This window comes from Methanobrevibacter cuticularis (assembly GCF_001639285.1).
In the GTDB taxonomy this organism is placed as follows: domain Archaea; phylum Methanobacteriota; class Methanobacteria; order Methanobacteriales; family Methanobacteriaceae; genus Methanobaculum; species Methanobaculum cuticulare.
In genome coordinates this window covers 62,280-73,439 of record NZ_LWMW01000147.1, presented here as the reverse complement: position 1 = coordinate 73,439, position 11,160 = coordinate 62,280, and the positions used below count along the sequence as shown (strand labels likewise).

The window sequence follows — 11,160 nt, the reverse complement described above, 5'->3', positions numbered from 1 at the left end:
GTTATAAATAGTACTGTTCCTTGATTATTTGTTGCATTGTTGTTATTAAATGTGGAGTTTTTTATATTGGTTTCTGAGATGCCTTTGTAAGAAGTTGTAGTATATATTATTCCTCCACTAATATAATAGTAAGCACTGTTTAATGAATTGGAAGTATATGTTAAGTTGTATTTGGTTTCTCTGAATTCACTGTTTATTATATTTAGATTAGCACTGTTGAATATGAAATTTACAAAACTTACATATGTTGTTGTTTTACCTGTTCCACCTGTGGTTGTTATTGTGATGTTTTTGTTATCGTTTCGTGTATTGTTATAGTAATGTGTATTGTTTGTAAATATTGAGTTTGTTATTTCTAGATTATTAGTATTTACAATGAATGCATAAACATAATCTATGGTTTGACTACCGATATTATCGCCAGAACTGTTTTCTCTTGTGATTGTGATACTTTGATTTGCTGAATAGTTATAGTTTAAGCTTCGGTTGGTGTAGATGTTATTGTTTGTGAAATTGGATCTTGTGATATTTAACTTTCCTTTATTAGCAACTAATCCACCACCAGTCACATAAGTATTGTTGGTTACTATATTGGGTAAGACAATAGTTGTGTTGGTGGTATATGGGACTTCCTCATAGTAGTTGTATTGAATGTTCATTTTGTTGTTGTTAAATGCGGAATCTTGTATTACCATTTCACCATTATTTAAAACCAAATAACCAGTTCCAATGCTATCTTCGTAATGATAAGCATTAGGATTAGTTGTATAAATAGTTCTCTTAGAGATTACTAGGTTGATTGTGTTATCTGTGAAAACACAGTCCTGAATAGTAACACGACCATTATTATTTATTAGGTAGCTGTTGTTGCCTATTTGTGCGTTTTTTATGGTTAGATTAGCTAATATTAAATTTGCACCAGAATTGATTGTGAATAGCTTATCACCACTACCAAGATCAAGAACCGTGTTGGCTTTATTGGTTCCTGTAATAGTTAAATTCTTATTTATTATTATGTCTTTATTATTGTTGCCTGAATAAACACCATCAGACAATATTATCTTATCATTAGCTAGTGAGCTATTAACAACACCACTAATACCACCATCAGTCGTATTAGTAATATTACGATCTGCTGCAAAACTAGTTGATAAACTAACCATTACCAACAAAGCCAATAGCAACAATAAGATCATCCCAAAAGACGTCTTTTTAAACTTATTCATAATATCATTCACCTCATCATTTTTAATATATTATTCAATTATTTTATACCATCCAGCCATTATTAAAAACTAAAAAAAATGCCTAACAATCACCTACCAACTATTACCATTTATCAATAAAATAGAAAAAACTTGTTAGTCAACAAAAGAACAGTTAGTATCCTATTAAACCATTAACCTTTAATTACTGGACAAACATACATATAGCAATTACCCATATATAAAGATATCCACTCTACACACCCCAAAACAAAAACAAAGAGAAACAAAAACTTAGAACCGAAACCATAAACTACCCCCCCCCCCCTAAACACCTAAAGAATACACAAACAACAAAACAAAAAATAAAGAAAAAAAATCAACTCATTCACAAAAACAACCAATTTAACTTATCATCTAATTTTCCATCCATCCTTTTCATTTAAGAATTATCACAAAAAATTTATGAAAAAAATGACCTATAATTCTTTAACTTGTTTTATTTTTCACAATATTTTCAATGATTATTTTTCATTTTAAAAATGTTGATTAAACTTTAAATAGCTGTTATTTAAAAAAATTAATCTAAATTCAGCAATTATATTAATTCAAATAATAAATATGAGAATTATTTTTAATTGTTTTTCTAGAAATTTGGCTTTTGACCTCGATTCAAACTAAAAAAAGCTAATATCTAAAAACACGACAATAAAAAAACGAACATTTAGAAACAGAAAAATAAATGAAAAATAGCAAATCTCTAATAATCAAACAATGTTGACTGATTAGAATTTTCTTGTTTATTATAAAATTTCATTTTTTCCTTAATTGGTCTAATATAGCTAGTTGAAACACTGTATTTACTTTCTATTGTATTTATTATTTTATATAAATCTCTTGAATATTGTTTATGAACTCTACCATTTATATAAGAAGATTTGACACTATCATAGCTATCTGGAAAGTCTTTTTTAATTGATTTATAAAAATAGGGTCTTGTTTTTCCAAATAAATTAAGAACACTAGGTAAAACATAATGAACATTAGCTATTTTAGCATTTTTAAAAATGGAATCAATATTTTCATAGCTATCTGTTACATGAGGAATAATAGGCATGAAATGGAGACCTGTGGAAGCATTAGTTTCTTTTCTAATCTTTTTTATCATAGCTATTCTTTTTTGAGAAGATATAGCATTGGGTTCAATAGCTGAGCGAATATCTTCATCAAATGAGGTTATAGATGAAGCTATGTTTATATATGTTATTTCAGATAATTCGTTTATTAAATCTATATCACGTAATGGGAGATCTGATTTAGTCGAAATAATAGCTGGATTTTTATATTTTATTAAAATCTGAAGGATTTTCGGCATCAACTCATATTCCTCTTCAATAGATTGATAGCTATCAGTAACTCCCCCTATATTTATAAGTTCTCCCTTCCATGAAGGACGACTCAACTGTTTTTCAAATTCTTCAACTATATTTGTCTTCACATGAATATCTGAAAAAAATTCATTTGATTCAAGATATTTATGAGAATATAAAGCATAACAATATATACAACTGTGTTCACAACCTCTATATATGTTCAAATCCCATTTATAAGGCATTGATCTTTTTATTTTATTACAAGCACTTTTACATGTTATTTCTTTGATTTTTTTGTGGGTTTGTTTCATAAAATCACAGAATAATCTAAATAATGAAGAGATGAATCTTATTAGGAATATATAGAAAGATGAATCTTATTAGGAATATAATTGATAATATGATAGAACAATACATATTATTTGAATATTTGAATGAAAATATAAGGAATATGATAACTCAATACATTAATTAATAGTGAAGTAATAGGTGATAATATATGAGAGTTCTGAAGAATATATTAATATAATTATAAAATAAATTACTTAAATAGATACTGAAAGCATTTGAAAATAAATAATATAGTTATAGTATATTGCTTAAAATTTGAAACAACGGATATATAACCAACAATCACAAAATTCAATAATTTATTATAGAAAAATAAAAAAAAAGAATTGTGAATAATTTTTATCAAAAAATGATAATAATAATAATAATAATTGTGAATAATTTTTATCAAAAAATAATAATAGTAATAATAGTAATGATAAAAAGTGTGATTCTAATAATTTAACTGATTAATAATAGATATTAATAAGATTACTATGAGAGAATACAAACTAATCCAGTCTAAAAGAAAAACGATTTCCCTTAAAATAAAAGAAGATGCTAGTTTAGAAGTTAGAGCACCTCTACAAATTTCTAAAAAAGAAATTGACAACTTTATCAATAAAAAAGAATCTTGGATAAATAAGCATGTAAAAATAATGAAAGAGAGATACGATAATAAAAAAGAATTTAAATTAGATTATGGAGATTCTGTATTGGTAAGAGGTAATTCTACCTTTATTTATCCTATAGAAGGAAATATTGCAAAATATGAAGATAGTTCATTTTTAATTCCCAAAAAATTCACCCCATATGAGATCAAACAGATCATTATTGAATTATACAAACTAATAGCTAAAAGTTACATTCGAAAAAGAGTAAACTTCTTTAAAGAAAAAATGAATGTAGAACCTACAGCTATTAGGATTACCAGTGCAAAAACAAGATGGGGGAGTTGCAGTGGAAAAAATAGTGTTAATTTTTCTTGGAGACTTATTATGGGTGATGATGAAATAATAGACTATGTTATAGTCCATGAACTAGCCCATATAAAACAACACAATCACTCTTCAAAATTTTGGGAAATAGTAGACTCAATACTTCCAGATTACATGATAAGAATGAATAAACTTAGAATTCTTGAAAAGAAAATAGCTGAAGAAAACTGGGATTAATAATTGCTTTAAATAATGTTCTCATTATTAATAATTGTTTTAAATAATGTTATCATTATTAATAATTGTTTTAAATAACGTCCTCATTTATAGTTTCTTTTTCATACAAACACAATTATTATTGTTTTTAAATGGTTCATAATTTTCAATTAGGTTGTAATTTAATTTATCATAAAAAACAATAGCTTGTGGCATGTGAATATTGGTTTCTAAAATAGCAAAATAGTATCCCCTTTTCTTAGCTATTTTTTCTAGCTCTTTGACAATACCTAATCCTATTCCCTTTCTTTGATAATCTTCTTTTACATAAATTCTATTAAATTCAACAATGTCTTTTGAATATTCTTTAAAGGCTCCACAAGCTATTGATTTATCATTATCTTCAACAATGACAACAAAATATTCCTGTTTTGGAGGATATAAGTTTCTATATTCAATAGCTATGTTTCCTAAAAGATTTAAATAATAAGCAGACTGTTCATTATCTAATAAAATAAAATCTTCATTTTTTTCATCAGTATAAATAAATTTAAAGGTCATTTTATCATTTATCTCATTAATTAAATGATTAATTAAATAATTAGATAATCTAATAGTCTACTATCTAATCAAATTATATTTTTCATTCTTGAAGATAATAAATATAGTGCTGGAAATTGAGCTTGAAAATAATAATTTTAGTGTAGATACCTAAAATATATTTAATAGATAATAATTATATAAAGAAATTATCTAAAATATATATTTTTAAAATATTTTTAATTTTTAATTATTAAATCTAGCAATACATTATTAATATTTTTAATATTTCTAATTTTTAATTATTAAATCTAGCAATACATTATTAATATTTTTAATATTTCTAATTTTTAATTGTTAAATTTATTAATATATTATTAAAAAATAATAATACATATTATTTTGATATATATTAAAAATATTAATTAGAAAAAAATATACAGGACTGTTCAATTTTAAGAAGAAGGCAACTACTTAATAGTTGTTTCAAAGCCTACTCTTTCTATTTCTTGTTCCCAAATTTCTGGATTATCTTCTATGTACTTTTCAAGAAGTTTTCTTGGTTCTTCTTCATTTAAATTAACAACTTCAACATTATTATTTTTTAAAAGATTTTCGGCTCCGAGCAAAGTAGTATTTTCACCTATAACAACTCTAGGAATGTTATATAGAATAATAGCTCCTGAACACATAGGACAAGGTGAAAGTGTTGTATAAAGAGTAGTTTTTTTATAATCTTTTCCTTTCAACCTACCAGCATTTTCTATCGTATCCATTTCTCCATGTAAAATAGCTGAATTATTTTGTATAAGTCTATTATGGCCTCTAGATATTATCTTGTCATTTTCAACTAAAACAGAACCTATAGGAATTCCACCTTCTTTTAATGATTTTTTAGCTTCTTTAATAGCTTCTTTCATATAATAATAATCATCCATTTTAACACCAATTAACTAATTTTAATTTTCTGATAAATAATTTCATTATCTATTTGTGACAAACTATTCCATATTTATGTCTAATGTGGCATATTTCTAGTAATTTTAAGGTCTAAGCATTATTTAACATTGTAGCATTTTTCATTTTAGAAACATAATCAATAATATGATCTTTTGCATCATAACCATGTTCTTCAATGATTTTAACGATTGCACTACCGACAATTACACCATCTGCTATTTTAGCTATTTCTTTTGCTTGTTCTGGTGTGTTTATTCCAAAACCTACAGATACTGGAATATTTGTAACTTCCCTAATATCATTTACAATGTCTTTAAGGTCTGTTTTAATTTCAGTTCTTACTCCTGTTACTCCCATAGATGATACAAGGTATATAAAACCTGTTGCATCTTTAGCTATTGTTTTAATCCTTTTTTTGGATGTTGGAGCTATTAAAGAAATTATATCCACATCATATTTAGTAGCTACATCAAGTATTTCTTCTTTTTCTTCATATGGTAAATCAGGAATAATAATTCCATTAATATCAAGCTCATTACAACGTTTGAAGAATTTTTCGTATCCATAGTAGAAAACTGGGTTGATATAAGTAAGAAAAGCTAATGGAACATTAGTATTTTTCCTAACTTCTTCTACAACCTCAAAGACATCATCAGTATTGAATTCATTACTTAAAGCTCTTAAATTAGCATTTTGTATTACTGGTCCCTCAGCTATTGGATCTGAAAAAGGTATTCCAATCTCAATAACATCCGCTCCTGCTTCAGCCATAGCTAAAATATATTCAATTGTTTTCTCTTTAGATGGATCTCCGCCTGTTAAAAACCCTATAAACGCTTTTCCACCCTGAAAAGCTTTTGTAATTTTGCTCATTATAATTCCTCCATGTCCCGAGCATCTTTGTAATTTTTAATAGATTCAGCATCTTTATCCCCTCTTCCAGATAAACATACCACTATTATATCATCTTTTTTCATTTTTCCAGCTATTTTCTTAACTTGAGCTATTGCATGAGCACTTTCTATTGCACAGATTATTCCTTCTTTCTTAGCTAAATATTCAAATCCATCAACAGCCTCATCATCTGTTACAGGGACATATTCTGCTCTTTTTATATCATTTAAATAAGCATGTTCAGGACCAATACCAGGATAATCTAAACCTGCAGATATTGAATAAACTGGAGCAATTTGCCCATAGCTACCTTGGCAGAAATATGATTTCATTCCATGAAATATTCCTAATTCTCCTTTTGTTATGGAAGCTGCATGAAATTCTGTTTCAATACCTTTTCCTCCAGCTTCACAACCAATTAACTTTACATCATCGTCTAAAAAGTTATAAAAAGATCCTATTGCATTACTTCCCCCACCTACACAAGCAATAACAGCATTTGGCAGTTTAGATTCATATTCCAGGATTTGTTCTTTTATTTCTTTGCTTATTACACTCTGAAAGTCACGAACTATCATTGGAAATGGATGAGGTCCCATTACAGAGCCTAAAACATAATGTGTGTCATGAACTCTTGTGGTCCATTCACGCATTGTTTCATTGACTGCATCCTTTAATGTTTTCGTTCCAGAACTTACAGGCCTCACTTTAGCACCTAATAGCTCCATACGATAAACATTTAAAGATTGACGTTCCATATCTTCTTCACCCATGAAAATTTCACATTCCATGTCCAAAAATGCTGCTCCTGTAGCAGTAGCTACTCCATGTTGGCCAGCTCCAGTTTCAGCTATTACTCTTGTTTTTCCCATTTTTTTAGCTAATAATATCTGACCCAAAACATTATTTATTTTATGAGATCCTGTGTGATTTAAATCTTCACGTTTTAAGTAAATTTTTGCTCCACCAAGATCTTCACTCATCCTTTTAGCAAAATATAGCAAAGAAGGTCTTCCAGCATATTCTTTAAAAAGAGTATTAAGCTCTTCATTAAATTCAGGGTCATTCTTATAGAAATTATATTGTTCTTCTAAATTCAACAATTCATTCATCAATGTTTCAGGAATATATTGTCCCCCATACATCCCATATCTTCCATCATTCATATTATTCTCCTTTTTTTAAATCAACAATGATTAATTTATCTATTTAACATTTATTTTAAGAATCATCAAATTATAAAATATATAAATCACTAATTTTTAACATTTATTTAAAGAATCAACAAATTATAAAATATATAAATCACTAATTTTTAACATTTATTTTAAGAATCATCAAATTATAAAATATATAAATCACTAATTTAATAAATCACTAATTTTTAACATTTATTTAAAGAATCATCAAATTATAAAATATATAAATCACTAATTTAATAAATCACTAATTTTTAACATTTATTTAAAGAATCATCAAATTATAAAATAATACATCCTATTAATAGCTATTATTTATATTATGTATTTTATCCATGATTAAATCAATTTTTTCAGAATCTTTTACGCCATTTTTCTCAGCACCGGAGCTTATATCAATCGCAAATGGTTTAAATTTAATTATATCTTCCATATTATCAACATTTATACCACCAGCTATGAAAAATGGTTTTTTTATATTTCCAATTAAATTCCAGTTGAAAGATTTTCCTGTGCCTTTACCATTGTCTAGTAATAAGTAGTCAATCATTGAATCATTCCATTTTTCACTATCTTCAATATTTTTAACTTCAATAGCCTTAATAATAGTTATATTTTTCTCAAACTCTTTTAATTTTTTTATATATTCCTCATCTTCATCACCATGAAGCTGGATCATGTCTATTGTATTACTTTGAGTAAGATTAACTATGTCTTGAATATCTGCATCTACAAAAACTCCAACAGCTAAAATATCCTTGTTTAAAAGACTTTTAAGTTCAGCTGCCTTAGTAAAATCAATTTGACGTGGACTTTCTGCAAAAACAAACCCTATGTAGTCAGGTTTATATTTATTTACTATTTCAATATCCTTCTTTCTTTTTAAACCGCAAATTTTAATTTTATTATATTTCATGAAATTACTACCATCAATTGGAAAAGTTTTTTATAAGAGTAATGATTACTAATGATTTTAAGAATTGATAATATTATTGTGTAATACTAATAAGATTAACAACTACTAATAACTATAATAATTAATAATATCTGTCTAATACTAATAAGATTAACAACTACTAATAACTATAATAATTAATAATATCTGTCTAATACTAATAAGATTAACAACTACTAATAACTATAATAATTAATAATATAATTTTATCTAATAGTAATCTCAATAAACTGATATCTATTTTCAATATTGATATATTATATATTCTTCAATTTAGAGATGGCTTCTACTTTATCTTTACTTTTCATCAAAGATTCTCCTATTAATGCACCATTAACTTTATTATCTCTTAAAATTTTTATATCTTCCTGAGTTTTAATTCCACTTTCAGATACAAAAAGTATATTTTTTGGAACATGCTTTCGTAAATTTATACTTGTATCAATATTAACTTCGAAGTTTTTAAGATTTCTATTGTTAACACCGATAATTCTTGCTCCTGCAGAAATAGCTATTTTTATCTCTTCATGAGTATGAGCTTCAACTAATGCAGATAAACCTAGATTGTGGGAAATTTTAATGTATTCATTTAGCTGATCTTTACTAAGAATCGAACATATTAATAATATTGCTGATGCTCCTAATAGCTTTGCTTCATAAATCATATAATGATCAATAACAAAGTCTTTTCTAAGTATAGGAATAGTTACATGGGAACTTATCTCAGAAATGTATTTATCATGCCCTTTAAAAAAATAAGGTTCAGTTAAAATTGAAATAGCTGAAGCACCACCTTTTTCATATTCCTTAGCTATTTCTAAATAATTAAAATCATCAGAAATAATTCCTTTAGAAGGTGAGGCTCTTTTAATCTCACAGATCAGCGAAATATCATCAGATTTTAAAGCATTTTCAAATGGAAATGGTTTATCACTTATTTCATCCATGTTCCTATTTTTTGCTTCAATTTCAGCTATTAATTTTTCAATAGGGAGCTTCTTTTTTTTCTCTTCTATTCTATCTTTAGTAGTTTTTACAATTTTATCCAAAATCATGTTTTAAATCTCTAGATTATGGTTTAGGAAAATATTCATTAACTTTTAGGCTTTATAAAAATTTCTATTACTTTATAGATTTTATATAATATATTATATTGAAAATTATTATATTAAAAATTATATTTTTAAAAAATCATATTTGTTATTTTTTTCTAAATCATTGATAATAGGAATTTTATTTTAAGGATATTTATCGTTTTTATAAAATATTAATAATATTAAAATAATATAAACCTTGATATTTATCGTTTTTATAAAATATTAATAATATTAAAATAATATAAACCTTATTTCAAAAATACTTATCAATTTTATAAAATATTAATAATATAAACCTTATTTCAAAAATACTTATCAATTTTATAAAATATTAATAATATAAACCTTATTTCAAAAATACTTATCACTTTTATTAATTAAATTCAAATATTATTAGATAAATGAATGAAATCATCTAATTGTTTTTTTGCTTTTCCATTGTCCAAAACTTTTTCAGCTATATCCATTCCTTTTTCTAAACTTGATGCTTTCTCTCCAATATATAATCCTGCTCCTGAATTTAGGATAATTGCATCTCTTTTAGGACCCTTTTCACCATTTAATATATCTAATGCTATTTCTGCATTTAATTCTATCGAACCTCCTACAATAGCATCTTTTTGAGCTCTTTCAAATCCAAAATCCTCTGGTTTTAAAACATACTCTAAAAATTCATTATTTTTTATTTCACATACAGTTGTTGGCGCACTAATTGAAATTTCATCTAGTTTATCTTGACCATACACTACAAGAGCATCTTTAACTCCAAGATTATATAGGACTTTAGCTAAAGGAACAACTAATTCTTCATCATAAACTCCCATGATTTCCATATTTGCACCTGCTGGATTAGATAATGGACCTAAAATATTAAATATCGTAGGTATTCCAAGTTCTTTTCTTATTGATGCTACATATTTCATGGATATGTGATAATTTTGAGCAAATAAAAAGCATATGTTTATTTTTTCAAGTAGTTGTGAGCTTTTTTGTGGGCTTAAATTAATGTTTACCCCTAATTTTTCTAATACATCAGCAGAGCCACATTTACTCGAAGCAGATCGATTCCCATGTTTAGCTACAGGAAGACCAGATGCTGATATTACAAGTGATGATATTGTTGAAATATTAAATGAATTAGAACTATCTCCACCAGTTCCAACAATTTCTAAAACATCCATATTATGTAAGAGCTTTATGCAGTGATTTCTCATAGATAATGCCGAAGCAGTGATTTCATCAATGGTTTCACCTTTCATAGACAAAGCTGTTAAATAAGCACTCATTTGAACATCTGTAGCTCTGCCTTTCATTATTTCATCCATTGATTTTTCTGCCATTTCATAGCTAATATCTTCACCTTTAGCTAATTTTAAAATAGATTCTTTAATCATAGTATCAATACCTTAAAAAGATTTTTTTTTACTGGAAAAAGACATATTAATGAACAATC

The 11,160-nt window shown here is 26.0% G+C and carries 11 protein-coding genes; 1 reads left to right on the top strand and 10 read right to left on the bottom strand.

Annotated elements, in window-relative coordinates; all coding sequences use genetic code 11:
• The 3 genes from MBCUT_RS09660 to MBCUT_RS09655 all read right to left on the bottom strand — a co-directional run.
• The coding region (locus MBCUT_RS09660; protein WP_157082571.1) for a hypothetical protein at window positions 1-1,226 on the bottom strand (1,226 nt) is incomplete at its 3' end.
• A gap of 173 nt (window positions 1,227-1,399) precedes the next feature.
• A complete protein-coding gene (locus MBCUT_RS11030; protein ID WP_157082570.1) occupies window positions 1,400-1,540 on the bottom strand; it encodes a hypothetical protein in 141 nt (46 codons plus the stop codon).
• 425 nt (window positions 1,541-1,965) lie between these two features.
• Entirely contained in the window at window positions 1,966-2,889 is a 924-nt protein-coding gene (locus MBCUT_RS09655; protein WP_067260469.1) for an SPL family radical SAM protein, read from the bottom strand.
• A gap of 516 nt (window positions 2,890-3,405) precedes the next feature.
• Between MBCUT_RS09655 and MBCUT_RS09650 the strand changes: the two genes are divergently transcribed.
• On the top strand, window positions 3,406-4,083 hold the full coding sequence (locus MBCUT_RS09650; RefSeq protein WP_067260467.1) for a M48 family metallopeptidase: 678 nt from the start codon (window positions 3,406-3,408) through the stop codon (window positions 4,081-4,083).
• A gap of 87 nt (window positions 4,084-4,170) precedes the next feature.
• Here MBCUT_RS09650 and MBCUT_RS09645 read toward each other — a convergent pair whose 3' ends face one another.
• The 7 genes from MBCUT_RS09645 to trpD form a co-directional block, all read right to left on the bottom strand.
• Window positions 4,171-4,623, bottom strand: coding sequence for a GNAT family N-acetyltransferase (locus tag MBCUT_RS09645; protein WP_067260466.1), 453 nt, complete (start codon window positions 4,621-4,623; stop codon window positions 4,171-4,173).
• 449 nt (window positions 4,624-5,072) lie between these two features.
• Window positions 5,073-5,540: a nucleoside deaminase gene (locus MBCUT_RS09640; protein WP_067260464.1), complete on the bottom strand. Its 468-nt coding sequence runs from the start codon at window positions 5,538-5,540 to the stop codon at window positions 5,073-5,075.
• Window positions 5,541-5,652: 112 nt separating this feature from the next.
• Window positions 5,653-6,435 (bottom strand): tryptophan synthase subunit alpha, encoded by a 783-nt coding sequence (gene trpA, locus MBCUT_RS09635; protein ID WP_067260463.1) that lies wholly within the window; start codon window positions 6,433-6,435, stop codon window positions 5,653-5,655.
• Entirely contained in the window at window positions 6,435-7,622 is a 1,188-nt protein-coding gene (gene trpB, locus MBCUT_RS09630; protein WP_067260462.1) for a tryptophan synthase subunit beta, read from the bottom strand. The genes trpA and trpB overlap by 1 nt, the downstream gene beginning before the upstream one ends.
• A 334-nt stretch (window positions 7,623-7,956) precedes the next feature.
• Window positions 7,957-8,571 carry a phosphoribosylanthranilate isomerase gene (locus tag MBCUT_RS09625; protein ID WP_067260461.1) on the bottom strand — a complete coding sequence of 205 codons (615 nt, stop codon included), beginning with the start codon at window positions 8,569-8,571 and terminating at the stop codon, window positions 7,957-7,959.
• A 296-nt stretch (window positions 8,572-8,867) separates the two neighbouring features.
• Window positions 8,868-9,665 (bottom strand): indole-3-glycerol phosphate synthase TrpC, encoded by a 798-nt coding sequence (gene trpC, locus MBCUT_RS09620; protein WP_067260460.1) that lies wholly within the window; start codon window positions 9,663-9,665, stop codon window positions 8,868-8,870.
• 425 nt (window positions 9,666-10,090) lie between these two features.
• Window positions 10,091-11,101: an anthranilate phosphoribosyltransferase gene (gene trpD, locus MBCUT_RS09615; protein ID WP_067260459.1), complete on the bottom strand. Its 1,011-nt coding sequence runs from the start codon at window positions 11,099-11,101 to the stop codon at window positions 10,091-10,093.
• Between the last annotated feature and the right edge of the window lie 59 nt (window positions 11,102-11,160).